The organism is Mycobacterium sp. IS-1590 (genome assembly GCF_001500025.1).
Taxonomy (GTDB): Bacteria; Actinomycetota; Actinomycetes; order Mycobacteriales; family Mycobacteriaceae; genus Mycobacterium.
Window position 1 is genome coordinate 337,652 of sequence record NZ_LQIW01000012.1, and the last position, 24,944, is coordinate 362,595.

The window sequence follows — 24,944 nt, forward strand, 5'->3', positions numbered from 1 at the left end:
CGGGGTCAGTGTAGGCAGCGGTCGCGCCGTGTCTCACACCAGTTCGATCGCCTCGGCGATGGACGGCAACACGCGGCTGGGCCGGAACGGGTACCGCTCGACCTCATCGACCGTCGTCGACCCGGTCAGCACCAGGATGGTCTCCAGACCCGCTTCGATGCCCGCGACGACGTCGGTGTCCATCCGGTCGCCCACCATGACCGTGCTCTCCGAATGCGCCTCGATCCGGTTCAGCGCGCTGCGGAACATCATCGGGTTGGGCTTGCCGACGAAGTACGGTTCGCGACCGGTGGCCTTGGTGACCATTGCGGCGACGGACCCGGTGGCCGGTAGCGGCCCTTCCGCGGAGGGTCCGGTCACGTCGGGATTGGTCGCGATGAACCGAGCCCCACCGAGGATCAACCGGATCGCCTTGGTGATGGCCTCGAACGAGTAGGTCCGCGTCTCACCGAGGACCACGAAGTCCGGTTCGACGTCGGTGAGTGTGTAGCCCGCCTCGTGCAGCGCCGTGGTCAGACCGGCCTCACCGATGACGTACGCCGATCCGCCCGGCAGTTGGTCGGTGAGAAACGATGCGGTCGCCAGCGCGGATGTCCAGATGGACTCCTCGGGCACGACCAGACCGGACCGCTTGAGCCGGGCGGACAGATCGCGCGGCGTGAAGATCGAGTTGTTGGTCAGGACCAGGAAGGGCCGCTGCAGGTCGACGAGCCGCTGCAGAAATTCGGCGGCGCCGGGCAGCGCGTGTTCCTCGCGGACGAGCACGCCGTCCATGTCGGACAGCCAGCACTTCGGTGTGTCGCGCACACCTTCAGTGTGTCAGTTCCGTAGGCGATCGTTAGCCCATCGGCAGGTCGGGCATCGCGACATCGCAGCGTGCGCGGAAGTCGGCCGCAGGCTGCCGGACGGCACGCAGCTCGTCGCGGACCTGCGGATTGGCGTCCAGATATGCCTTGATCTCGTCGGTCATCTGGTCCCGGGGCTTGCCTTTGAGCCCGGTGAAGAAGGCGTTCACATCCGGATGCGTGAACAGATAGGACGACGTACCCGCCGAGACGCCGGCCATGACGCCGGCCAGATCGGCGGCGGTGCAGTTGGGCGGATCGGCGGCGGCGGGTGCGGCACCGAGCAACAACCCACTGCAGATCAGTCCGGCACCAAAAACGTTGCGTGAGAACATTCCAAGCTCCTTGCTCGAATCAACGGGAACGTCTGGAGAAAAAGTCAGCGCGGTCCGACCCCCGGCCGTCCCGGGCGATCTATTATGGGCGGCCTCGGCGGCCGCGGAGGATCGGGGTCGACGACGATGTCGAGTCCCCAATCGTCACTGCAGTACCAGGGGTCGGCGCAGTAGCCCGGATATACCGGCCCCGCCTGCGGAGCGTCGGGTCCACCGCCGCGGACGTCGCCCTGCGCGCAGATCGTCGCCGCCCCCGCGTTCGTGCAGTCCGCCGCCACGACGGGAGCGACGGCCACACCGACCGGCACCACCGAGATCGACAACGCAACCAGTAGGCAGCAGCGATGGCCTGATCGCATGGCCGCCTCCCTTCTCGTGACCCCCAGTGGGTGCGCACCGTTCGATGCGGCCGCTTCTGCAACACCATGCGCAGCCTAAATCGGTACGCGCCGCTCGTCCCTGAAATCTGCGATAACTTACCCGATCACTTTCGCTGTACGGATAGTTGATCTAGTTAGTCAGGCATCAAGTTCCTCAGGGAAAAACGACTATTACGGAGCGTTTCTGCGCTGCCGAAACATGGGTCGCGCCCGTTCAGCGGTGCTAGTGTCCGCTCACGTAGCAACGGTAGGGGGACGCCATGGCCGCCGATCACCACGACTGGACGACACCCGCGGCAATGGCGATTCCCGAGGCCGGATATTTCGAACTCGAACGCGGGCGGTACGGACCGGTGTTTCCCCGAACACCGGCCTGTTACGGCTTTTCCATAATCGCGAAGGTCAAAGAAGGCCGCGAGGCCGCCGTCCGCGCCTACGGCAAGCAGATCGAGGAAGCAATCGCGGCCAGTCCCGATGTCCTCGCCCCCTTGAGGTTGCACTATCTGCGATGGGTGCTGTTCGACGTCGGCTCGGGCCTGCACTTCCAATATCAAGGCATCTTCGACACCGACTTCGACAAGTACACCGAGGACGCGGTGCAACTGTTCAGTCAGACCGGCATCACGACGGTGTTCACCAACCTCGAAGGCTTCCCCGAGGACTGGCGCGAGAACCCTGAAGCATTCGTCAAATTCGTTCGCGACCACCATGTCCCGAGCTTTCTCGAATACGGCGAGTATCCGTACGTGACGGCCGATGAGATAAAGAAGGCACTGCGCCTGAAAGCCGCGTTCTCCACGATGCTCGACCAGATGCAGTGACGGTCATGAGCACGGCGGATCCACTGGCCGCGGTGCACCGGTACATCGCAGCCTTCAACAACGGCGACGTGGCGGAGATGGCGTCCGCGTTCGATTCCGCGGCAACGATCCTCGACGGATTGGCACCCCACGTCTGGCAGGGCGCATCCGCGGCGCAGGATTGGTACCGCGATGTGATTGCCGAGTCAGCTCACCTCGGCGCCTCAGACTATGTCGTCGGCGTCGGGGTGCCCTTGCACAACAGCGTCAGCGATGACCGCGCCTACCTCGTCCTGCCCGCGACGATGACGTTCAGCCTGCGGGGCGCGCAGGTGAGGCAGGACGGCGCATTCTTCACGGTGGCCCTTCGCCGAGCATCGCAGGACTGGCGAATCACTGCCTGGGCGTGGACGAGAGGGACTCAGCGGCAATGATGTCCACCACAGACGAACTCGAGCTCGACGACATACAACACATCCTGCTGACCCGCACGCCCGCCATCACGGGACGGTACGAGTTCCTGACCTTCGACTGCCCGGAAGGGGGCCGCGCGTGGCTCAGCGCACTGCTCGACAAGGTCCAGTCGGCGGCTGATGTCCGCGCCACGATGGACACTTCGGAGCGCTGGGTCACCCTGGCCTTCACGTGGTACGGCCTCCGCGCGCTCGGGGTCGGCGAGGAGTCGCTGGCGACCTTCCCCGACGCGTTTCGCGAGGGAATGGCCGCGCGCGCCAGCATCCTCGGCGACACCGGAGCGGCCGCACCCGAACACTGGCTCGGCGGACTCGCCGGTGACGATCTGCACGCGATCGCGATCTTGTTCTCCCGGACCGATGAACAATGCCGCAGATCCATCGACGAACACGACAAACTTCTGGCGCGCACGGAGGGGGTTCGTAGCCTCTCCCACCTCGACCTCAACGCGACCCCCCCGTTCAACTACGCCCACGACCATTTCGGCTTCCGCGATCGCCTGTCGCAGCCGGTGATGAAGGGCTCCGGCGAAGATCCGACACCGGGTTCAGGAGACCCCCTGGAGGCGGGCGAATTCATCCTCGGTTATCCCGACGAGAACGGGCCCGTGCTGGATCTACCCCAGCCAGAGGCCTTGTCGCGCAACGGTAGTTATATGGCCTATCGCCGGCTGCAGGAACACGTGGGGCTGTTCCGTGACTATCTGAAGACGAATTCCCAAACGACGGAGGACGAAGAACTGCTGGCCGCGAAGTTCATGGGCCGCTGGCGGAGCGGCGCCCCACTCGTACTCGCACCGGACAAGGACGACCCGGAGCTGGGCGCTGATCCCATGCGCAACAACGACTTCAATTACAAGGAAATGGACCCTTTCGGTTACGCGTGTCCACTCGGCTCGCACGCCAGGCGGCTCAACCCTCGTGACACCGCGCACTACATGAATCGACGACGAATGATTCGGCGCGGCGCAACCTACGGCCCCGCGCTGCCCGTCGACGCACCGGAGGACGGTGTTGATCGCGGCATCGCCGCCTTCATCATCTGTGCCGATCTCGTACGCCAATTCGAATTCGCGCAGAACGTCTGGATCAATGACAAGACGTTCCACGAGCTCGACAACGAGCACGACCCGATCTGCGGCACACAGGACGGCACCCTCGACTTCACCACACCGCGCCGGCCTATCCGTAAGGTATACAAGGGTATTCCGGCGTTCACCACGCTCACAGGCGGTGCTTACTTCTTTCTGCCCGGAATGGGCGGTCTGCGTTACCTCGCTCAATTGGGGGGACCGGCACGATGAACGGTACTTCGGCGCGCACCTACAACCAGGGCCACATCCCGCGTTCGCACGATGGGCGCAGACGCATCAGCATCTACTGGACGTGGAGCTACCCCTGGGAGGCACAGCGCAACACAGGAGAGATGTACAACCGGTTCTCGACGATGACAGAAGTGCGAAACGCACTGTGGCCCAGTTACGAGACGACCGAGTACGACGCCGCTCACTTCCTGCAGGGCATCGCGGGAACGCTGGAACTCTTCCATCGGTCGACGCTGGCCTTCCAAGCGCTGGCCGGGGAGGCGACCGGACATCCGGTGGCGGTCTTTCAGCGCATCGACCAGGCCGGGTATCAACTGCCGATCGACGAGCGGATCCTCGAAGACACCGACACCCTGATGGTCTTCGGGCTCGACCACATCCTGTCCGAACAGGAGGCCGCTCCCGAGGAGATTGCCGCTATCGAGCGGTGGCTGCAGCGAGAGGGCACATGCCTGCTGCTCGCCCCGCATCACGATGTCGGCTTCAGCGACGACTTCACGCAGCGGCAGATGGAATTCGAACACCACGGCGATCCGTTGGTCCCGCGCCAGCAGCGGTTCGGGCAGTACACCCGGTCGCTGATGGCGGCGCTCGATGTCCCCGTCCTCAACAAGTGGGGTCTGCGACCCGCGGTCGTGCCGGGCACACGCGAAATCGCGCCCCTGACCGGGAACCACGATCTCGATTCGGCCGACCTACTCGCCAACGTCACGACATTCAACTTCCACCCGCACCTGCCCCACTACGAGTTGACCGCACCCGAGAGCGACGGCGTTCGGGTACTCGGCCGTCAGCGTGTGGACCCCGACCGACCGCACCCGTTCACCGCCGACGGCACCCGCGAGTTCAACGCGCTCATCTGGATGCCCCCGGCGGGCCAGCGCGCCGGGGACATCGTGCTGATCGACTCGACCCATTTCACGACGCTGTTCGGGGGAACCGACAGCCTTCGCAACCTGTGGCACAACCTGGCCGCCATGCGGTGAACACCGCACTCCTGTCCCCGACAGCGTCAGCGGGGCTGGTTCGGCACGCCGGGGAACAGTTGCTCGGTCGGACCGGATGTCACGTAACCGCCGAGTTTCGTCACCAGGTGCGGTGCGAACACCGCGCCGTACATGAGATGCCCCACCACGACGACGGCGGCGATCGACAGCACTGACGATCCGACACGGCTCGTCGAGCGTTTGTCCGCCCACACCTCGATCACGTTGCGCCCCTGCGCGTCGACACGCCCGAGGAGATAGGTGAACACCATCATCTGCAGGCCCATCGCGAACGCGTCGTAGAGCGGATACTGAAACCTGCTGCCCTCGAAGATCGCCAGTCCCGGAATCACATATCCGTAGTAGAAGACCCCCAGACGCGGACCGAAGAACCCGTTGAACAGCAGCGCCCAGCAGAACCCGACGAGCAGACCCACGATCAGCAGTGTCTGTGGTCTGCGCCAACCGAATCGCCGGATCAGCCCCCGCCCGAGCGCTGCGCCGATCACCGCGGGCAACACGAAGTAGGGGATGTATCCAATCGGCACCGATGACGGAAGCCCGCCGCCCCACGTCATGTTCATCGGCCACCACGACGGCATGCGCGGCAGCGCGGGCGGGAACTGGGCGTACACCGCCCAGTCGTAAGGTGCCTCGATCCACGAGAACGAGATCGCCGAAATCGACAGCAACAACAGAGGATGGAGGCGGCCGCGCCGGATGCTCAGATACACGCCGTAGGCCAGGAACAACACTCCGCCGACGTAGGCGAAGGACAAGCCGACGATCAGCGCCGGCGTCAGCTCGGTGCTCATCGGTCGTCCTCGGTGATCGCCGTCTGGCCGCGCGCTTCGGGATCGAAGTACAGCACCAGACCGACGATCAACACGAGCAGCCCGAACAGCGTTCCGAGCATGATGAGTTGGCCCATGACCACGTCCCTTCCGCAACCTCGCCAGCTGTAATAGTGCACACTATTACCAGTACTGCGGTCAAGGGACGACTATCGTCAGGTGCCGTGCCTCAGCGACGTTCGTCGAAGAAGGGATCCGCCCTGCAGGCTCCTGCCGGGCGCAGGGCCCCCGGCGAGGCCAGGCGGCTCCTGCTCGACGCCGCCCGTGAACTGTTCGCGCGCCGGGACTATCGCAGCACCACCACCCGGGAGATCGCCGAGGCGGCCGGCGTCACCGAATATCTGCTGTTCCGCCATTTCGGCTCCAAGGCGGGTCTGTTTCGGGAAGCCCTGGTTCTCCCGTTCACCGACTTCGTCGAAGACTTCGGTAAGACCTGGCAGGCCGTCATCCCCGACAAGGTCACCGAGGAGGAACTGACCCGGCAGTTCGTCGGCCGCCTCTACGACGTTCTCATCGAGCATCGCGGTCTGCTGCTGACCCTCGTTTCCGCCGACGGCCTGACCGAGGAGGAGATCGACAGCGCCGGTATCGCCGACATCAGACGCGCGCTCACACTGCTCGGTCAGATCAGCGGCGAAGGTATCCGCCTGCGCGGCCTGCGATCGGATCAGCCCGATCTGCCCGCCCATTCGACGGTCGCGATGATCGTCGGCATGGTGGCCCTGCGTTCCACCTTCTTCGGCAACAGGCCGCCGTCGCGGCAGGCGATCGTCGACGAACTCGTGCAGGCGATCCTGCACGGCTTCCTACACCGGCCCTAACCGCCGGGCCCGTTGGGCCATTTGAGCAGCGAACCGGCGTCCACCCGGATGTGCTGGCCGGTGATGTAGCGGCTGTCGTCGCTGGCCAGAAACACCCCGAGGTTCGCCATGTCCTCGGGCTCGATGTACGGAATCGGCATGGCCTGAAAGAGGGAGAACAGCGGTTCGGCGTCCTCGCGGGTCGGTGTCTTGCCTTCGGCCTTCAGGTCGGGCCGGAACACGCCGTACATCCCCTCGTTCTGCAGCAGGTGGGTGTTGCAGTTCGTCGGGTGGATGGCGTTGATGCGAATCATCCGCGGCGCCAGGTGAAGACACATCTCGTCGACGTACTCGATCACGACGCGTTTGCTCCAGCCGTACCCGGCACCGCCGGGCCCCATGTCCGGGCTCGTCGTGGTGCCGCGGATCATGCCCGCCGTGGAACCGGTGACGATGACCGACGCACCGTCGGGCAGGTGCGGGAGCGCCACCGCGACGGTGTTCATCACGCCGAGCAGGTCCACGTCCGACGCGTCGACGAAGCCCATCGGGTCGGGGTTGCCCATGGCCATCGGCAGAATCCCGGCGTTGGCCACCACGATGTCGATCTTCCCGAGATCGGCCACCCCCGCCTCCGCCGCCTCCCGCAGCTCGTGTCGCTCACGGACGTCGGCCACCCGGGCGACGACGCGACGGCCGATCTCCTTGACCGCTCGCTCGGTTTCGGAGAGATCCTCGGGCGTGGCGAGCGGATACGGATTCGACGGAATGTCACGACAGATGTCGACCGCGATGATGTCGGCGCCTTCTTTTGCCATCGCGATCGCATGTGCGCGACCCTGACCACGGGCGGCCCCCGTGATGAAAGCGACCTTGCCCTCGAGCTTTCCGGTCATATTTTTCGCTCCTTCGATTTTTGGGTCAGCCGATCGGGGCGAACGTGATGTGCAGTTCGCTGAGCCCTCGCATGATGAACGTCGGTTCATAGGTGAAGCGCCGGTCCTCCGGCGGCCCGTGGTGCTCGATGGAGATCGCGATGTCGGTCATCCGGTCGAGAATCCGGTTCAACGAGATTCGCCCTTCCGCCCGGGCCAGCGGCGCGCCCGGGCAGGAATGGACGCCGCGGATGAACGCGATCTGCTCGCGCACGTTCGGCCGGTCCGCTCGGAAGGTGTTGGGATCGGAGAACTTCCGTTCATCGCGGTTACAGGCACCGGGAAGCAGCATCACCGTCGTACCCGCAGGCACCTCGACCTCACCGATCTTCGTCGTGGTGCGTGCCATCCGGAAGTGCGACTTGACCGGGCTTTCCATCCGCAACGTCTCTTCGAGGAAGGCGGGGATCTTGCTGCGGTCGTCGCGCAGTTCCTCCTCCGCGCCCGGGTTGTCGGCGATGAAACGCACCGCAGAACTGACCAGCTTCGTGGTGGTCTCGGTGCCCGCTGCGAACAGGAACGTCGACAGGTTCATGACGTCCTCGATGTCGGGCGTCGAACCGTCTTCGTGCTTGGCCTGCGCCAGCTCGGTCAGCACATCCGCGCGCGGCGAGCTCCTGCGGTCCTCGATGTAGGAGTAGAACTTCTCGTTGAGCCACTCCAGCGGATTGTGCGAGGTCGGCGCCTCCTTGCCGAGCTCGCCGACGGTTTCGAGCGCGAAGACCTCCTTGAACTCGTCGTGATCTTCCATCGGCACACCGAGGAGGTCGGCAATGACCAGCAGCGAGAACGGCTTGGCATAGGCGGACAGGAATTCACAGCTGCCCTTGTCGAGGAACGTGTCGAGCTGCTGGTCGGCCAAGCGCCACATGAAGTCTTCGTTCTCCTTCAGGCGTTTGGGGGTGATGAGCTTGTTCAGTAGGCCGCGGGTGCGGGTGTGCAGCGGCGGGTCCTGCGACGTGATGTGTTCGGCCATCGGCACAGCGGCGCGGTGTTCTTCGATCAGCTCGCTGACGTCATCGGACTCCCCGGGCCCGAAGGGCATGCCCGAGAATGGACCGGCGACCGATACGCAGGATGAGAACGCGGGGTCCTTGTAGACGGCGAGCGCCTCGTCGTAACCGGTCACGGCGAGCACATTGAACGGGGTCGCCGGCGCCACCGGGCATTTGGACCGCAGATGATCGAAATACGGATACGGGTCGGGGACGAGCGTCGCGTCGGTGAAGAAGTCGACGGTATCGAAATCGGTCACAACACACTCCTGGTTGCTTCTGTCACGTAGGCGTCGTCGATGCTCATGATCGTGTCGAGGTTCTCGGCGATGTCGTCGGCCGTGAGCGGCTGCTTCCACATGCCTTGGGTGCGCACGACCGCCAGGCGGGAGACACCGCCCATCCCGGTCATCAAGACCTCACCGTTGAGTGGGCACGACTCGTGCGCGAGGAAAGCCGCTGCGGGAGCGCACAGCTCGGGGGGCATGCTGGCGTTGATCTCGGCCATCATGTCTTCTGACATGCCGTACAGTTCGGCCAGTTGTCGGCCCTGCGAGGCGGACATGCGGGTGTATGCCCGTGGCGCGATCGCATTGACCGCGATTCCGTGGGCCGCGCCCTCGGTGGCGAGGTTGCGGGTCAGCCCCCACACCGCCCCCTTGGCGGCGCCGTAGCTCGTCAGTTCGGGAATGCCGCCGAGCATCGCCTCGGAGACGGTGTTGACGATTCGCCCCCGGCCGGCCTTGATGAGATGCGGCCATGCCGCCCGCGTGACGAAAAGCGTTCCGAAGTAATGCACGTCGAGCATTCTGCGGACCCTGCTCTCCGACAGCGTCTCGAACAGCCCCGGGTCATGGACGCCGGCGTTGTTGACCACCGCGTCGATGTGTCCGAACTCTTCGACTGCGGTGTCCACGACGGCCCACGCCCCCGACTCGTCGGCGACCGACGTGCTGCACGCCACCGCCCGGCCGCCGGCTTGCACGATTTCCTCGACCACTGAGTCGGCCGGTCGCGATGCGCATGCGCGGCCGTCGATCTCCGCCCCGTTGTCGGCGACGACGACGCAGGCCCCCTTGGCCGCGAGTAGCAGCGCGTGGCCGCGGCCGATCCCCCGGCCGCCACCGGTGACGACCACCACCCTGTCGTCGAAGCGAAGCTCGCTCACGGGCCGGCCGACGGGTCGAAGACGATGGGCAGCGCGGTCGGCGAACGGAATACCTGCCCGCGGATGTAGGCTTCGTCGGCCCCCGGGTCGAGCCGCAGGTTGGGCAGGCGGTCCAGCAGAAGGTTGAGCGCGACGCGCATCTCCAGGCGTGCCAGATGCATACCCAGGCAGACGTGTACCCCGTGGCCCCAACCGATGTTCGCCTTGGCTTCGCGGAAGATGTCGAACTGGTCCGGCTGTGGGAAGCGCTCATCCTGCCGGTTGGCCGCACCCAACACCGGCATCACCGACGAACCCTCGGGAATGTGGACTCCACCGAGTTCGGTGTCGCGGCTCGCGATCCGGGTGATCATGCTCAGCGGTGGCTCCCAACGCACCGCCTCCTCGATCGCCTGCGGTATCAAGGACCGGTCGGCCCGGATCGCGTCGAGCTGTTCGGGGTTTGACAACAAGCCGAACAACAGGTTCCCCAGCGACCGGTACGTCGTCTCCACGCCCGCGGGCAGCAGCAACCGCAGAAACGAGAAGATCTCTTCGTCGGAGAGTTTTTCCCCGTCGATCTCGGCCGCGCCCAGCCGGCTGATCAAGTCGTCGCGCGGTTCCTCGCGTCGCGCCGCCAGAATCGGCCGGAAGTAGTCGGCCAGCGCCGTCGACGCCTCCCGCCCGCGCTCCGGGTTGATGGTGAACGACAGCAACGAGATCGACCACTTCTGGAACTGCGCGTAGTCGTCCTGCGGCAGGCCCAGCAACCCGGCGATGATCAGCGTCGGGTACGGGAAGTTGAACTCCTTGACAAGGTCGACACGTCCCCGGCCGGCGAAGCGGTCGATCAGCGCATTGCCGATCTTGGTCACCAGCGTGTCTTCCCAACGGGCCAAGGCCTTTTGCGAGAACACCTTGGCCACCAACGCCCGGTGCCTGCCGTGTTCGGGTTCGTCCATACCGAGCATCACATGCTTGCCGAACACATCTCCGAACGCCTGGATGATGATCGCCGACGAGAACGTCTCGTTGTCCCGCAGCATCTGCTGGGCCTCTTCATAGCGATAAACCATGACGATCGGCTTACCCTCTTGCCCTGGGACGCCGGGGATCTCGATCTTCTGGATCGGTTCCTCGCGGCGCAACCTCGCCATCTCCGTGTAGGGGTCACGCACATCGCCGGACACGAAGTCGTCGAATTCTCCGAAGTCCTCGAGGTCGTCAAACAACAGTTGCATGGCTTTTCTCCTACGAGCCCGCCGGATAGGCGACGGACTTGATCTCGGTGTACTGGTCGAACCCGGCGACACCGTTCTGGCGTCCGATACCGCTGGCCTTGTAGCCGCCGAACGGCGTGTCGGCGCCGTACCCGGCGGTGCCGTTCAACCCGATGAACCCGGCACGAAGTCGCCTGGCCACCGACAGAGCCCTCTCCAGCGTTCCGGCCATCACGTTGCCCGCCAGGCCGTACGGGCTGTCATTGGCGATGCGCACCGCGTCGTCCTCGTCCTCGAACGGGATCACCGAGAGCACCGGGCCGAAGATCTCCTCCTGGGCGATCGTCATCGAGTTGTCGACATTGACGAAAAGCGTTGGCTTGACGAAGAACCCCTTCTCCATACCGTCGGGGGCCTCGGATCCGCCGACGAGCAGCGTCGCGCCCTCCTCCACGCCCTTGTCGATGTATCCGCGGATGCGCCCCCGTTGCTTGTCGGAGATGACCGGGCCGCACAACGTGCCGGGGTCCTGCGGATCCCCGGGCGCGACGCCTTCGTAGATGCCCTTGAGGATCTCGACGCCCTCCTCGTAGCGCGAGCGCGGCAGAAGCAGCCTGGTGGGATTCGCGCAGCCCTGGCCCGCGTGCATACACGGCGCGATGCCCATCATGCATCCCACCGCGAAGTCCGCGTCCTCCAGCACGATGGTGGCCGACTTGCCCCCCAGTTCGAGGAACAACCGCTTCATCGTCGCGGCGCCCTTCTCCATGATGCGCCTGCCGACGACGGTGGACCCGGTGAACGAGATCAGGTCCACCTTCGGAGACAAGGTGAGCTCTTCACCGACGAAGTGATCCGAGGCGGTGACGACGTTGACGACACCCGGTGGTATGTCGGTGTTCTCGGCGATGAGCCTGCCCAGCCGAGTCGCGTTGTAGGGGGTGTTGGGCGCCGGTTTGAGCACGACGGTGTTACCGGTGCCCAGGGCCTGGCCGAGCTTCTGGATGGTGACCTCGAATGGAAAGTTCCACGGCACGATCGCCCCGACCACGCCGACGGGTTCGCGCCAGACTTTGCGGGTGGTGTTGACCCCGGTGACCGACACGAGCGCGTCGCCCAGCGATGTCTCCCAGGGATATTCGTCGATCAGCCGCGCCGGAAATCTCAGGGCGTCGGACAGCGGCGCATCCAGCTGCGGGCCGTGCGTGATCGCGCGCGGACAGCCCACCTCGAGGATGAGTTCCTCACGCAGCTCTTCCTGCTCGGACTCGATCGCCTCCTGCAACTGCAGCAGACACTTCTGGCGGAACGCGTGATTCGTCGACCAGTCCGTCTCGTCGAAGGCCCGCCGTGCCGCGTCGATCGCGCGGTGCATATCGGCCTTCGAGGCATCGGCGACCTCGCCGAGCACCTCCTCGGTCGCGGGGTTGATGTTGGTGAAGGCGCCGGCCTCACCGTCGACGAGCTTGCCGTCGATCATCATCTTCGATTCGAAGCGAATGTCAGCCATGGTCTCTGCTTCCTCGTAGCGCGCCGAATCGCGGGATGCCCATCATCAGCCGGATCATCTGATGCAGTCCGGCAGAGGGGAACACCCGGTTGGCGATCAACAACATTCGAGCGTCGGGCCCTACCGACCGCTTGACGAACGGCTTGGAGCTGTCCAACGCCTTGGCCAGCCCGGCCGCGAACTTCTCGGGCGATCGCGCGGCCATCCGCATGGCGGCCCGGCCACGCTTGTCCATCGTGCTGTGATGCGGCGCGTAGGGACCGTCCAGATCGCGGCAGTCGGTGGTCCCCGCATCGGTGATGATCTCGGTGTCGTAAGTGCCGGTGACCAGGATCGTGACACCGATGCCGAACGGCGCGACCTCTGCGGCCATCGACTCGCCCCAGCGCTCCAACGCCCCCTTGACTGCCGAATACGGTGCAGTGGCGGGCATTCCGCGTACCCCGCCCTGACTCGACACCAGCACGATGCGGCCGCGCCCCGCCTCACGCATGGACGGCAGCAGCGCCTTGGTCAACGCGACGGGGCCGAAGATGTTGGTTGCGAACATCTGCTCCCACAGGCTCACCGGAGTCTCCTCGACCATGCCGGCCGCAGAGATCCCCGCGTTGTGCACCACGGCGTAAGGCGCACCGACGGCCTCCTCGATGGACTTCGCGGCCGCCTCGATCGAGGCGGTGTCGGTGAGGTCGAGGGTGACGCCGATCAGGTTCGGATCGTCCGGCGCCGCGCCGGTCGCCTCACGCAGCCGTTGCATTCCGGCATCGACGGACCGCATCGCCGCAATGACCCGCCAGCCCTGCCGGTACAAATGGGACGCCGATGCCAGCCCCAGCCCTCGGGAGGCGCCGGTGATGACAACGCTTCGTTCTTTATCCATTCGATGCTTCCGGCGCGCACCGGTCACTCTTCTCACCCAGTTCGACGTCCGGACGCCCGTCGGGCTGCCCGCTCATCCAGGTCGACATGATCCCGACGGAGTACGGACCCGGCTGGCCGTTCGCTTCGTAAAAGCCCTGCGGGTCATAGATCTTCACTTCCGGGTACGGCCACGGGCAGGCCACCGACGTGGATATCTTTGTTGCCTTCACGATCGCGAACAGCCCGCCGTAACAGAGATAGGCGATGTTGATGATCACGAACATCACGATGAAGGTGCCCAGCCGCGGCCTGGAGGCGAAGATCCGCGCCCGCTGAGCGAGCTTCTCCGCAACGGACTTACCGGTGTCGTCACGGTAGAGCAGCACACCTGCGGGGATCATTACGAACGTCACCGCCACCACTTCCCAGATCAACGGGAACTGATAGGTGTCTCCGGTGAACACCGACGCCCACGGCGGCACCTGCGAATAGATGTACATGCCGGTGCGCACCAGGGTGATCTCGAGCGCCGCGTCCACCACGACCCCGATCGGGAAGATGATGGCCGCCAGACTGATCAGCGGATGGCGCCACACGAACGACTCGACCGGCCTGCGCGCCTGCAGCTTCCGCAGGATCCAGATCGCCGGGAAATAGGGCCCGAGGTAGAACATCACGTAGCCGAGGACCACGAACGGTTCCACCGTCGGGGACAGCGACACCAACGGCCAGTCCTCGGGCAGATGGGCCAGCTCCGGGTTGTAGACCGCGAACGGTGACCAGTTCATGATCGGGTCTTGCCACACGATCAAGGACGTCACCAGCGCCATCAGCAAGGTCGGGTTGTGCGGATTGCGCCGCCAGTGCACCACCCACAGGGTGATGATGACGGCCATCGTGACGACGGTGAACGTCTCGAGGATCACCACCCAGGTCGACGTGCTCCACCCGAACAGCACCTCTACCGGCCGCGGTGTCCCCTCGACGTCGGGATTGGCGATTCGCGGGGACCCCGGCCCCTTGCGGGTGTTGACGGCGAAGAACACCGCGATGGCAAGGAGTGCCGCCACCGAGATCGTCGGCCCCAACCAGGACCGTTTCGTCGGCCCCGCAGCAGCCGGCGAGGCGGCTTCGGCCTTCGGCGTTTCAGTGGTCACGGTTCACTCCTCACCAAAGCGGTCCACGAGATGAGAGTTGACGCCGTCGGCGTCGAGTCTTCGGGCGACCAGGTACCCGGCGCCCATCCACGCCCGGCGGGTCCAGTTGCCGAACGAGACGCGGGTCCCCGGCGCCCCCGCGGCCGCAGGCATCATCTTGACGCGTTCCAAGGCCTCCTTGACACCACGCGGACTCAGCGGATGCGCATCGCTGCACGCACGCAGCAGGGCTGTGGCGACATCGCAGTTCACCACGGGCACACAGTATTCCGGCCTGCGACCGAACTTCTCCTGGTACTTGTCGAGGAACCGCTGGCCGACGGGGTTGCCCTCGTCGTACTGGTCGACGCCCGTCCACCCCATGAAGGCGTTCCACATGATCGGGTTGATCCACGCGTTCTGGAATGCCGTGCTGGTGAACCGCGGTGGATCCCAACCGAGTTCTTCCAGCGCCGGGTTGACGAACACGATGCCGAACCCGAAGCCGGCGTGCACGATCGCCTGCGCCTTGGCCTCATACAGGGTGCGCACGGCTTCCGAGACATCTTGGGCCGTCTGTGCGATCGCCGCCTCGGCGACGATCCGGATCCCCTTGCGCCGACAGGCGTTCCGGAAGTTCTTCACATATGTCTCGCCGACGAGCGACTGCTCCATGAGCACACCGACCTCCTGGTGGCCGCCCTTGGCAAGCAGGTCCGCCCAGAAGATCGGCTCGTCGGTCAGCGAGCCCTGCGGGAACGAGAACGTCCACTCTCCCAGCCACGCGTCGCTACCGGTGACGCTCAGCGCGGGCACCCGGAAACGCTCCTCGATGGCCTCGCGGGTCGGCACGCAGTTGTCGGTGATGTGCGGGCCGAACACCGCGAGACACCCCTCGTCGACGAGCTCGCCGTAGGCGTCGATCACCGCCTTGACCGAACCCTTCGGCAGCCCTTCCACCTCCTTGTAGATGATCTCGATGGGGCGATCGATCACGCCCTGCTCCACCGCGTCGGCGAAGATCAGCTCGAAGGGGTTGGACAGGTCCTCCTTCATCTCCTGCGGGTACAAATCGGGCAGCTTGAAGTCCATGAGGTACCCGAACTTGATTGGTTCCGCGGTGCTCTCGTAGGACATGCCACCTCCGTTGTTAAAACCTAATATTTGTTCAGACAGTAGCGAGGGTCATGACCCGGGTCAATCGTCCGGAGCCTGGTCGACCAGGTACACGTCGATCATCTCGATCAAACCGCGGGTCACGGTGGCGTCGTCGGTGAGCGGACCGGCGATCGCGGCGCGTGCCGCGTCCCGTGGGGTCAAGCCTTCGGCGATCAGCCGCCCCGCGGCGATCAGTACTCGCGTCGAAGCGACTTCGCGAAGCCCCCCTGTCTCCAACCTCCGGATCGCATGGCCCAGACGGACCAGCTCCGCGGCACGGTCGTGGCCGATACCCGCTTCGCTGGCGACGATCTTCTCCTCGACGTCGGCCGTCGGAAAACCGAATTCGATCGCCACCATCCGCTGTCTGGTCGAGTCCTTGAGGTCCTTCAGCACGCTCTGGTAGCCCGGGTTGTACGAGACGACCAGACAGAACTCCGGCGCCGCTTGCAGCGTGATCCCGAGCCGTTCGATCGGCAGTTGTCTGCGGTGGTCGGCCAGCGGATGCAGCACGACGGTGGTGTCCTGGCGGGCTTCCACGACTTCGTCGAGATAGCAGATCGCGCCGTCGCGGACCGCACGCGTCAGGGGTCCGTCGACCCACTCGGTCTCACCGCCGCGCAGGAGGAACCGGCCGACGAGATCGGCAGTGGTCAGGTCGTCGTGGCAGGCGACGGTGATCAGCGGACGGTCCAGGTCGTGCGCCATCGCCTCGACGAACCGTGTCTTGCCGCAGCCCGTGGGACCTTTGAGCGCGATCGAGAGCCCCTGCCTGTATGCGGCCTTGAAGAGCTGCTCCTCGTTCGCGACGGGCACGTAGTAGGGCCGCGGGGGCTTCACCTGCATGGCTTCCCTTCGATTCGAGCTCGCTTAGGACCCTAGCGCGGAACAGATGTTTGGTTCAAGGGCGCGGCCGCGGTTGATACGCGCCGGCGCAGGTCCGCGGTGCGCAGCGCCGAGCGGAACAACGGACCGATCACATCGGCCAACTGGGTGGGCTTGGGTATCGACGCGTGCGCGGCGCTGCCGAACACCATTGCCAACTCCCCGGAGTCGGTGGCGGCGCCGATGGTCAGGCACAAGCAACCGATACCCTCTCGCCGGGCCTCCCCCAACGCCCGGCGCACGTCGGCCGCACCGTACAGCCGTTCGTAGCCGTGGTCGTAGGCCAAGCCGTCGGACAGTACGACCAGCAGGCGACGTGACGTGCCCGCTTTCTCTGTCATCACCGCCGTACCGTGTCGAACGGCCGCCCCCAGTCGCGAGTAGGCGCCCGGCGTGAGGCCGCCCAGGCGTCGCATGACCATCGCGTCGAGGTGGTCGTCAAAACGTTTGACCGGCACGAGATGAACCGCCGAGCGACCCTGTGACTGAAACGCATACAACGCGACCCGGTCACCGAGTTCGTGCAGGGCAACGGTCAGCGCTGCCGCGGCCTTCCGCTGCTGCTCGTGCACGGTCTGGCCGAAAGTGCCAGATTCTGCTGCCGAACCGGAGACGTCGAGCAGGACGAGAACGGCCAAGTCGCGACGCCGTCGCAGGTTGTCGAGGTAGACGGCCTCGTCGGGCGTCGAACCCGCCAGCGTTTCCACGCGCGCCTCGACCGCGGCATCGACATCGATGTCGTCGCCCTGAGTCTGGCGGTGACACCGGTCCAGCCCGATACCCAGTCGGGTGAGCGGGCGACGCAGGGCGTGGACATCCGGGCGAGCCAACGCTTCCCCCTTGTCGAGCGGTGCGTCGATCTCGAGCACAGTGCACCAGTCCGGCCGGTAGCAGCGGCGCTGAAAATCCCACTCGTGGTAGGTGCGACCCCCGGGCGTGGCGTCCGCCCAGGCATCGGAGTCCACCGCACCGGCCGCACCCGAGGTGACTGCGCCGGCGCCACGAAATCCCCTGCGGGAGCGATGGGTTGGCGTGTCTGCACCCGGTGTGCCCGCACCGGAGAGTTTGCGCACGCTCTTGGTCATCCGTTTCAGCAGCTTGCCGAGCGCACCGCCCCCTCCAACAGGGCTCGAGAAGGGGTCGAATGCGTCTTCGCCGTCGAAGTCATCGCCGCTGTCGTCGAGGTCGGCGAGTTCCGCCTTCGACTCGCGCCGAGGGGCGTGTCCGCCAGCCGATTCCACCTGGGTGGCAGAGGCTCGCATGGCCAACAGTTTCTGCACCCTGATGACGCCGAAGCCCGCCGGCGGATCGGCGATGTCGCGACTTTCCCCCGCCACCTTCAACGAGCCCGCCGCCGAATCCGCACGAGCGGCTAGGTCACAGTCGAGAAGACGACGAACCCCCGCGGGCAACAAGTCGTCGTTCACCGACAACGCCCGCTGGCCCTCGACCGCGAGGTATCGGCGCGCCAACGCCGGACGCCTGACGAGTTTGCGCACGACACCGGCTTCCAGGCCCCCGCTGGCCAGCAGCGACGCCTGCACCGTGACAGCTTCGAGTTGCCGGTGCGCGCCCGCTGATGGGTCGACGAACACCGTGACGCCGTCGGTCCACGCAGGTTCGCCGGGCGCGGTCGGCGCGACCGCTATCGTGCGGCCGGCCAGGGCCGATGCCAGCAGCGCCAAGCGCTTGGGATCCTCGGCATCCTCGCTCGTCATCGAGCGCGCCCCTTCTGGTTGACCAAATATCTGTTCCAACGTAGAGTCCGGCCGGACCGCCGTCAATCGTGGGAGGGCCGATGATCGACTTCGCGGGCCAGGTCGCCGTGGTTACCGGGGCGGGTCGTGGGCTCGGCCGCGTCTATGCGATCGAGTTGGCAAGGCGCGGAGCATCGGTCGTCGTCAACGACCTCGGCGGAACCATGCACGGTGACGGCCGGGACACGGTGGTCGCCGACCAGGTGGTGGACGAGATCACCGCGTCGGGAGGCACAGCCGTCGCGTCCTATGACTCGGTGGACAGCCCGGCGGGCGGCGAGGCGATCGTACGGACCGCCGTCGACGCGTTCGGCCGGCTCGATGCGGTGATCAGCAACGCGGGCATCTTCAACTCCATTCCCTTCGACGAACTGACACCCGACGACTGGCGCCGCATGCTTTCGGTCCACCTCGACGGCGCGTTCTACCTGTCACAGCCCGCCTACCGAGTGATGAAGGGACAGGGCTACGGGCGGTTGGTGTTCATCGCGTCGTCGGCGGGCATGTTCGGCCAGCACCTGGAGGCGCACTACGCCGCGGCCAAAGCCGGCATCGTCGGCCTCACCAACGTCATCGCGCTCGAAGGCGAACCGCACGGAATCCGCGCCAACACCGTGCTGCCCTTCGGGATCTCCCGGATGGTCACCGAAACGCTGGGCGACCCGAAAGCCCTCGAGGACAACGGTTTCTTCGCCGCCATCCGTCCCGAGCTCGTCGCTCCGCTCGTGGTATACCTGGCCAGTCGGGCCTGCGATGTCAGCCATCAGAACTTCTCCGCCTGTGCGGGCCGGTTCGCCAGGGTTTTCATCGGGCTGAGCGAGGGCTGGCTGGCGCCACGCGACGGTGATCCGACGGCCGAGGACATCGCCGATCACCTCGAGGCAGTCAAAGCGATCGAGCCGTTCACCATTCCGGGTTCGATCTACGACGAGGTGTTCGCGGTGACCCATCGCCTCGGTGTCACCGGCTGACGTCACCTTCCAACAGCCCCGGACTTCATTGACCAAAAATCTGTTCCGGATTATCTTCGGACGAAACTCCAGCAGGAGGAGCGCGCCATCGATATCGACCAACTCCTCACGACCACCAGGTCGGCGCGAAAGTCGCTCGACCTCGACGCCCCCGTGGATCGCGACGTGGTCGAAGAGTGTCTTCGGATCGCCATGCACGCCCCCAACGGTTCGAATCAACAGAGTTGGCGATGGGTGGCCGTACTCGACGAGAGGCTCCGGGCGCGGCTGGCCGAACTCTATCGGGATGCCTATCTGCAGAAGGTCGGCGGCCACCTGGTCGCCGACCTGCTGCCTCCCGAGACGCCCGGCAAGAAGATCATGTCCTCGACCGAGTGGCTGGTCGAGAACATGGCGAAGGTGCCCCTCCTCGTAATACCGTGCTACGAACCGTATCTCCCCCGCACCGAGGGTGATGAATCCTTCTACCAGGCGACGCTGTACGGCTCGGTCTTCCCCGCCGTGTGGAACTTCGCGCTCGCCTTACACACGCGCGGCTACGGAACGTGCGTGACAACCTTGCACCTGACCCACGAGGCAGCGGTCCGTGAACTGCTCGGCATTCCGGAAACGTACGTACAAGGCTGCCTGTTGCCCGTCGGGCGGCTGCGGTCCGGCGTCACGTTCCGTCCGGCAGAACGCCGACCGGTTTCCGAAGTGGTCGCCGTGGACACCTGGGAGGGGCCGCCGTTGTGAATACCACGCTGCAAGAACTCTGCGATCGCGCCGACATCCTCGCGTGCATGCAGCGCTATGCGCGGGGCATGGACCGGCGCGACCGCGAATTGGTGCGCTCGGCCTACCATGACGACGCCATCGACGAGCACATCGGTTTCGTCGGACCCGTCGACGAATTCATCGACTGGGCATTCGCATACCACGAGACACAGGTCCGCTACCAGCACTACCTGTTGAACCACACCGCGGACATCGCGGGCGATCAGGCGCACGCGGAGACCTACTATCTGTTCGTCGGCACCGACCGCGCCCCGGCGAACCACTTGACCGTCAACGGGGGCCGCTACATCGACCGGCTCGAGCGCCGGGACGGCCGGTGGGCCATCGCCGCACGGGTGTGTGTCGTCGAATGGCATACGCAGGGCGAGACGCTGATCACCGACGAGACCATGGGCTTTCTCGCCGACATTCTCACCGTCGCGCACGACCACAGCGACATCTCCTACGAGCGCCCCCTGCAGATGGCTCGCTCATCGTCCCGCTGACCCAGCGAACCGCCGCGGGCGCTTTCACCTCGAGCGGCACTGTGCGGTGGCTCGGTTCTGGTAGCGTTAACCAAACTTTGGGTCGGTTCGACCAAACAGGTGGACGGGAGCCTGGCGTTGGAGGTGCTGTGGGGCGTCGTGTGACGCCGAAGGCCGACCTCGCGAAGCAAGCAGGCAATTCCTACGACGACGGCACCCGGCGGACCGAGATCTTGCAGACGGCGGCGTCGTTGATCGCCACGTCCGGGCTGCGAACGTCACTTCAGGAGATCGCCGACGCCGCAGGGATCCTGCCCGGCAGCCTGTATCACCATTTCGAGTCCAAGGAAGCGATCCTCGTCGAGTTGCTTCGGCGCTACCACGACGATCTCGATCGCATCGCCGATCAAGCCGTCGATCGGCTCGACGACCCCGCCCCGCTGTCGGCGTTCGATCGGATCGTGGAGTTGGGCGCCGCGATCGCCCAATGCGCGGTCACCCACAGCGCCGCACTACAGATGACGTTCTACGAAACACCGACCTCGAACCCCGACCTGGCCGCACTGGCCCAACAGCGCCCGGCGAAGATCCTCGAGGCGATGGTGCAGACGCTGCGTGCCGCGCGGTGGAGTGGTTATCTGCGACCGGACGTCGACCTGCCGGTCCTGGCCGACCGGATCGTCCAGGCGATGCGCCAAGTCGGCCTCGACGTCATACGGCACAGCGCCGGCGCCGACAAGGTCGCGGCCACGTTGTGCCGGATCCTGCTCGAAGGCCTGGCCACCGTCCCGCCGAGCGACGCCGAACTCGATCGATCCGCCGCGTTCATCGCCGCCGACGAAGCGGTGAAATCGTGGATCGAGGATGAGCAGAACACCCGCGACGACAAAGCCGCACACGTTCGTGCGGTGGCCCGCGCCGAATTCGGGCGAAAGGGCTACGAGGTCACCACGATCCGAGATATCGCCGCGGCCGCGGGCCTCGGCACCGGAACGGTGTACCGCTTGATCGGGTCGAAAGAGGAACTGCTGGCCTCGATCATGCAGTCGTTCGGCGAGAAGGTCGCCGAGGTGGGGTGGACCAGCGTGCTGCGGTCCGAGTCATCGGCCGTCGAGAAGCTCGATGCGCTGAGCTGGATCCACACCAACGCCCTCGCCCACTTCGGCGACGAGTTCCGGATCCAGCTGGCGTGGATGCGGCAGTCACCTCCGGACACTCCGAACATCGCATGGCTGTTCACCAAACGCGTTCGCCAGATGAAATCTCTGCTCACCGCGGGGATTCGGTCCGGTGAGATCGCGATCGACGCACCGTCGAACGAGACGCTGGCGCGTGTCGTCATCGGGGTGTCGTGGATCCCGGAGAACCTCCTGCACGATCTGGGCCCCCGCGCGTCGCAGATCCACGTGCGCGACACCCTGCTGCGCGGAGTCACGACGCGCTCGGCCTGAAGGCGCCACATTCTGCGCGAGCGCTCACCGGTACGCCTTGGGCGCTCCAAACCGTACAACGCTGCGCGCTCGCGATGCCTGGGACCGCGTCAGCCGACGGTGATCGGCAGCCTGCCCCACCCCCGGACGCTCGAGGTGTGTGCCATGGCGGCGTCGGCGTAGTCGACATCCCATTCGGGCCAGCGCCGCAACATCTCCTCCAGCGCGACCCGCGCCTGCATCCTGGCCAGCGAGGAGCCGAGGCAGAAGTGCAGCCCCTGCCCGAACGACAGGTGTGATCCGCCGCGATGGATGTCGAAACTCTCGCCATCGGGATAGCGCCGCTCGTCCCGGTTGGCCGAACCGTTGAGCAACAACATCACCGAGCCCTCGGCGATCGTCTGTCCGTGAGCCTCGGTGTCGCGGGCGACATATCGGGCCTGTACCGGTGACGGCGCCTGGTAGCGCAACACCTCCTCGATCGCGCGCGGAATCAGGGAGAAGTCGTCGAGAAGTTCGCGTCGCTGATCGGGGTGTTCGGCGAGCATCTGAGCGATGAATCCGATCAGCCTGGTGGTCGTCTCGTTGCCGGCACCGGCGATCATGCTCGTGTAGGTCAGCACCTCGATGCGCGACAGCGGGCGAAGCCGGCCCTCGTCCTCGACCTCGGCGTTGAGCAGCTGCGTCATCAGGTCGTCCGACGGATGCTCGGCCCGCCATTCGATGTAGTCGGCGAACAGCTGGTAGGCGTTCTCGAATGTAGCCGCCGAAACTGCTTGGAAACTACCCTCTTTCAGACCGATTGACGCGTCGGTGTTGTCGCGGATCTGCTGCTGACCCTGCTCCGGGATGCCCAGCAGATAACCGATGGTCCGCATCGGGATCAATGCCCCGAAGTCGCCGATGACGTCGAAACGGGAAGCACCCGTGAGCGAGTCGAGCGCGCGAACACAGAACTGGCGCACCAGGTCTTCGATGGCCTCCATCCGGCGCGGGGTGAAGACCTTCGACAGCACCCGTCGATGCACGTCGTGAAGGGGCGGATCCTCGAACAGGATCACCCCTGGCGGGACGTCGACACCGCTCATGATGACGTCCATCGTGGTGCCCTTGCCCGACCGGTATGTCTCCCAGTCGTGCAAGCCCTTGGCGACGTCGTCGTAGCGGCTCAAGGCGTAGAAGTTGTACTTCTCGTTGTAGTACAGCGGCGCCTCGTCGCGCATCCGCTTCCAGATCGGGTACGGCTCGTCGTCGATGTCGAAATCGAACGGATCGTAGTACAGGTCGACGGTGCCGATGTCGGTCATGCGTTGCTCCCTCTTGTCGTCGTCAGGGCCGTGACCACCTCACCGGCGTGCCTCAGGTACGGCCACGCGATCTCGGGTGGCATACCGCCGCACAGCGGTGACAGCTTGAGGTCGAAGCGTATGGAGAACACCGATGATCACCCGAAAGCGTGCCGGGGCAGCGTGTTCGGCAGATCCAGCGAGCTCAGCAGGCCGGCGGGGGCCTCCACGACATACGGGATCGCGTTGACCACGCGCATCGCGGTGGCCGCCATCGCGGCATGTCCTGCGCCGTGCCCTTCGGCGGCGCCGACGTTCATCGCGCAGTGGATGTCGGGATCACCGTCGATGTCGACGCGGTAGGTGGCGTCGAACTCCGAGGACGGCCAGTCCGGCGCCACATCGCGTGCCATCCGGATGATGTGCTGGACGACGATGGCTTCCCGGCCGTTGACCACGCCCGCGGCCCGGGTGCTCACAGCTCCACACGTCCCCGCCTCGATCGTGCCGAACGCCACCTCGATGTCGCGGTCCGTGACGCGCCGGTCGAGGGTGCCACGCACCTCGTCGACCTCCACGCCGAGTCCCGCTGCGATCAGGTGAATCGGTGCCCGCCAAGCCATTTCGATGAAGCCGGGGGTCTTGAGCAGCGGTTCGAAATCCAGGGGGCGACCGAAGCCCATGCCGTTCATCATCACGTCGGCCACCGGGTAGTGGTCGTTGAGCGCGACCTCGGTGACGGTCAGACACCGGATCCGCTTGGACTGCGTGGCGAGCACCAGCGCGAGCTGATCGGAGCCGAAACCGGGAAAGATCCCGGAGGCGTAAAAGGACGCGCCGCCTTTCTTCGCCGCCCGTTCCATCTGTTCGCGCCACTCGGGTGAGTAGTAGGCGGGCGGATAGATCAGCGTCGTCGACGACGTCGAGACGACGTTGATCCCGGCTTCGAGGAGTTTCAGGTAGTCGGGCACCGCTCCCGCGTCGCGTTCCGGTCCGCTCGCGGCGTACACGACGCAGTCGGGTTGCAGAGCGATCAACGCGTCGGCGTCATTGGTGGCCGTCACCCCGATCGGTTCACCACCGGCCAGCTCCCCCGCGTCCCTGCCGATCTTCTCTTCGGAGTGCACCCACACCCCGACGAGATCAAGATCGGGCCTGCTCTGGATCGCGTCGATGGCGATGGATCCGACGCCGCCCGTCGACCAGACAACGGTTCTCAACGGTGTTCTCACGATTCCTCCGTCGTTGCGGTTGATGCGCTCACCATTGCGCCGCGCTCGAGATAGGGCCAGGCCAGCTTCGGCAGCGGGCGGGTGGTCGCGCAGATCGCCGACGCCAGCAGGTGCGGCGACCGAAGATGGCCGTCTTCGGCGCCGTGATGCTCGACAGCACGGCAACGATCGCGCCACGCGTCTCCGCCCATTCACACACCTGCACAGCGCACGCGTACAGGTCGGCGGCCGGCGCTCCAGTAGTGGGCGCACGCATGTCGAAACGGAGCGTGAACATCAGCGCCGCAACAATGCCGATGGCTTCACGATGACCGACTCTAACCTAATTTTTGTTCTGGTCTCCAATAATAGTGGATGCTATTGTCAGCGCTGGCTCTGTCGC

Annotated in this window: 25 protein-coding genes and 2 pseudogenes; 9 read left to right on the forward strand and 18 right to left on the reverse strand. The window is 65.5% G+C overall.

The window, feature by feature from the left end; translation table 11 throughout:
* Positions 1–33 precede the first annotated feature (33 nt).
* The 3 genes from AU197_RS11115 to AU197_RS11125 form a co-directional block, all read right to left on the reverse strand.
* Positions 34–774: an HAD-IIA family hydrolase gene (locus tag AU197_RS11115; RefSeq protein WP_502687874.1), complete on the reverse strand. Its 741-nt coding sequence runs from the start codon at positions 772–774 to the stop codon at positions 34–36.
* 64 nt (positions 775–838) lie between these two features.
* Positions 839–1,180, reverse strand: coding sequence for a heme-binding protein (locus AU197_RS11120; RefSeq protein ID WP_064402723.1), 342 nt, complete (start codon positions 1,178–1,180; stop codon positions 839–841).
* A gap of 44 nt (positions 1,181–1,224) precedes the next feature.
* A complete protein-coding gene (locus AU197_RS11125; RefSeq protein ID WP_064402724.1) occupies positions 1,225–1,539 on the reverse strand; it encodes a hypothetical protein in 315 nt (104 codons plus the stop codon).
* Positions 1,540–1,820: 281 nt separating this feature from the next.
* Between AU197_RS11125 and AU197_RS11130 the strand changes: the two genes are divergently transcribed.
* From AU197_RS11130 to AU197_RS11145, 4 genes are read left to right on the forward strand one after another with little or no spacing between them, the layout of a single operon-like run.
* The gene (locus AU197_RS11130; protein ID WP_064402725.1) at positions 1,821–2,381 is read left to right on the forward strand and encodes a hypothetical protein; all 561 of its coding nucleotides are present in this window, start codon (positions 1,821–1,823) and stop codon (positions 2,379–2,381) included.
* Between the two features lie 5 nt (positions 2,382–2,386).
* Positions 2,387–2,794: a nuclear transport factor 2 family protein gene (locus tag AU197_RS11135; RefSeq protein ID WP_064402884.1), complete on the forward strand. Its 408-nt coding sequence runs from the start codon at positions 2,387–2,389 to the stop codon at positions 2,792–2,794.
* The gene (locus AU197_RS11140; RefSeq protein ID WP_064402726.1) at positions 2,791–4,137 is read left to right on the forward strand and encodes a Dyp-type peroxidase; all 1,347 of its coding nucleotides are present in this window, start codon (positions 2,791–2,793) and stop codon (positions 4,135–4,137) included. Before AU197_RS11135 ends, AU197_RS11140 begins: the two co-directional genes overlap by 4 nt.
* On the forward strand, positions 4,134–5,144 hold the full coding sequence (locus AU197_RS11145; RefSeq protein ID WP_064402727.1) for a hypothetical protein: 1,011 nt from the start codon (positions 4,134–4,136) through the stop codon (positions 5,142–5,144). The genes AU197_RS11140 and AU197_RS11145 overlap by 4 nt, the downstream gene beginning before the upstream one ends.
* Before the next feature lie 26 nt (positions 5,145–5,170).
* Here AU197_RS11145 and AU197_RS11150 read toward each other — a convergent pair whose 3' ends face one another.
* Positions 5,171–5,959, reverse strand: a complete 789-nt coding sequence (locus tag AU197_RS11150) for a spirocyclase AveC family protein (protein ID WP_064402728.1) — start codon at positions 5,957–5,959, stop codon at positions 5,171–5,173.
* Positions 5,960–6,162: 203 nt separating this feature from the next.
* Between AU197_RS11150 and AU197_RS11155 the strand changes: the two genes are divergently transcribed.
* Positions 6,163–6,819: a TetR/AcrR family transcriptional regulator gene (locus tag AU197_RS11155; protein WP_064402729.1), complete on the forward strand. Its 657-nt coding sequence runs from the start codon at positions 6,163–6,165 to the stop codon at positions 6,817–6,819.
* Here AU197_RS11155 and AU197_RS11160 read toward each other — a convergent pair.
* The 10 genes from AU197_RS11160 to AU197_RS11205 are packed head-to-tail and all read right to left on the reverse strand — an operon-like array spanning position 6,816 to position 18,363.
* A complete protein-coding gene (locus AU197_RS11160) occupies positions 6,816–7,694 on the reverse strand; it encodes a mycofactocin-coupled SDR family oxidoreductase (RefSeq protein ID WP_064402730.1) in 879 nt (292 codons plus the stop codon). The two genes, AU197_RS11155 and AU197_RS11160, sit on opposite strands and share 4 nt — an antisense overlap.
* A gap of 25 nt (positions 7,695–7,719) precedes the next feature.
* On the reverse strand, positions 7,720–8,988 hold the full coding sequence (locus tag AU197_RS11165) for a cytochrome P450 (RefSeq protein WP_064402731.1): 1,269 nt from the start codon (positions 8,986–8,988) through the stop codon (positions 7,720–7,722).
* Entirely contained in the window at positions 8,985–9,896 is a 912-nt protein-coding gene (locus AU197_RS11170) for an SDR family NAD(P)-dependent oxidoreductase (protein ID WP_064402732.1), read from the reverse strand. The genes AU197_RS11165 and AU197_RS11170 overlap by 4 nt, the downstream gene beginning before the upstream one ends.
* On the reverse strand, positions 9,893–11,116 hold the full coding sequence (locus tag AU197_RS11175) for a cytochrome P450 (RefSeq protein WP_064402733.1): 1,224 nt from the start codon (positions 11,114–11,116) through the stop codon (positions 9,893–9,895). The genes AU197_RS11170 and AU197_RS11175 overlap by 4 nt, the downstream gene beginning before the upstream one ends.
* 10 nt (positions 11,117–11,126) lie before the next feature.
* Complete coding sequence (locus tag AU197_RS11180; protein ID WP_064402885.1) at positions 11,127–12,578, reverse strand: aldehyde dehydrogenase family protein; 1,452 nt, start codon at positions 12,576–12,578, stop codon at positions 11,127–11,129.
* A 19-nt stretch (positions 12,579–12,597) separates the two neighbouring features.
* Complete coding sequence (locus AU197_RS11185; protein WP_064402734.1) at positions 12,598–13,485, reverse strand: SDR family oxidoreductase; 888 nt, start codon at positions 13,483–13,485, stop codon at positions 12,598–12,600.
* Complete coding sequence (locus AU197_RS11190; RefSeq protein ID WP_064402735.1) at positions 13,478–14,623, reverse strand: spirocyclase AveC family protein; 1,146 nt, start codon at positions 14,621–14,623, stop codon at positions 13,478–13,480. Before AU197_RS11190 ends, AU197_RS11185 begins: the two co-directional genes overlap by 8 nt.
* A 3-nt stretch (positions 14,624–14,626) precedes the next feature.
* Positions 14,627–15,739, reverse strand: a complete 1,113-nt coding sequence (locus AU197_RS11195) for an ABC transporter substrate-binding protein (RefSeq protein ID WP_064402736.1) — start codon at positions 15,737–15,739, stop codon at positions 14,627–14,629.
* Positions 15,740–15,799: 60 nt separating this feature from the next.
* On the reverse strand, positions 15,800–16,606 hold the full coding sequence (locus tag AU197_RS11200) for a CbbQ/NirQ/NorQ/GpvN family protein (protein ID WP_064402737.1): 807 nt from the start codon (positions 16,604–16,606) through the stop codon (positions 15,800–15,802).
* 32 nt (positions 16,607–16,638) lie between these two features.
* Entirely contained in the window at positions 16,639–18,363 is a 1,725-nt protein-coding gene (locus AU197_RS11205; RefSeq protein ID WP_064402738.1) for a nitric oxide reductase activation protein NorD, read from the reverse strand.
* Positions 18,364–18,443: 80 nt separating this feature from the next.
* Here AU197_RS11205 and AU197_RS11210 point away from each other — a divergent pair, with 80 nt between their 5' ends.
* From AU197_RS11210 to AU197_RS11225, 4 genes are all read left to right on the forward strand, one after another.
* Positions 18,444–19,373 carry an SDR family NAD(P)-dependent oxidoreductase gene (locus tag AU197_RS11210; RefSeq protein WP_064402739.1) on the forward strand — a complete coding sequence of 310 codons (930 nt, stop codon included), beginning with the start codon at positions 18,444–18,446 and terminating at the stop codon, positions 19,371–19,373.
* 87 nt (positions 19,374–19,460) lie between these two features.
* Positions 19,461–20,108, forward strand: a complete 648-nt coding sequence (locus AU197_RS11215; protein WP_064402740.1) for a nitroreductase family protein — start codon at positions 19,461–19,463, stop codon at positions 20,106–20,108.
* A complete protein-coding gene (locus tag AU197_RS11220) occupies positions 20,105–20,635 on the forward strand; it encodes a nuclear transport factor 2 family protein (RefSeq protein WP_064402741.1) in 531 nt (176 codons plus the stop codon). The genes AU197_RS11215 and AU197_RS11220 overlap by 4 nt, the downstream gene beginning before the upstream one ends.
* Positions 20,636–20,775: 140 nt before the next feature.
* Positions 20,776–22,065 (forward strand): TetR/AcrR family transcriptional regulator, encoded by a 1,290-nt coding sequence (locus tag AU197_RS11225; RefSeq protein ID WP_231744892.1) that lies wholly within the window; start codon positions 20,776–20,778, stop codon positions 22,063–22,065.
* Between the two features lie 89 nt (positions 22,066–22,154).
* Here AU197_RS11225 and AU197_RS11230 read toward each other — a convergent pair whose 3' ends face one another.
* The 4 genes and pseudogenes from AU197_RS11230 to AU197_RS25995 all read right to left on the reverse strand — a co-directional run.
* Positions 22,155–23,351 (reverse strand): cytochrome P450, encoded by a 1,197-nt coding sequence (locus AU197_RS11230; protein ID WP_064402743.1) that lies wholly within the window; start codon positions 23,349–23,351, stop codon positions 22,155–22,157.
* Positions 23,348–23,461 (reverse strand): annotated as a pseudogene (locus tag AU197_RS26260) (LLM class flavin-dependent oxidoreductase); the annotation flags it as partial. The gene AU197_RS11230 and the pseudogene AU197_RS26260, both read right to left, overlap by 4 nt.
* A 27-nt stretch (positions 23,462–23,488) precedes the next feature.
* On the reverse strand, positions 23,489–24,562 hold the full coding sequence (locus AU197_RS11235) for an NAD(P)H-dependent amine dehydrogenase family protein (protein ID WP_064402744.1): 1,074 nt from the start codon (positions 24,560–24,562) through the stop codon (positions 23,489–23,491).
* Positions 24,563–24,633: 71 nt separating this feature from the next.
* A pseudogene (locus AU197_RS25995) lies at positions 24,634–24,839 on the reverse strand (LLM class flavin-dependent oxidoreductase); the annotation flags it as partial.
* Positions 24,840–24,944 lie beyond the last annotated feature (105 nt).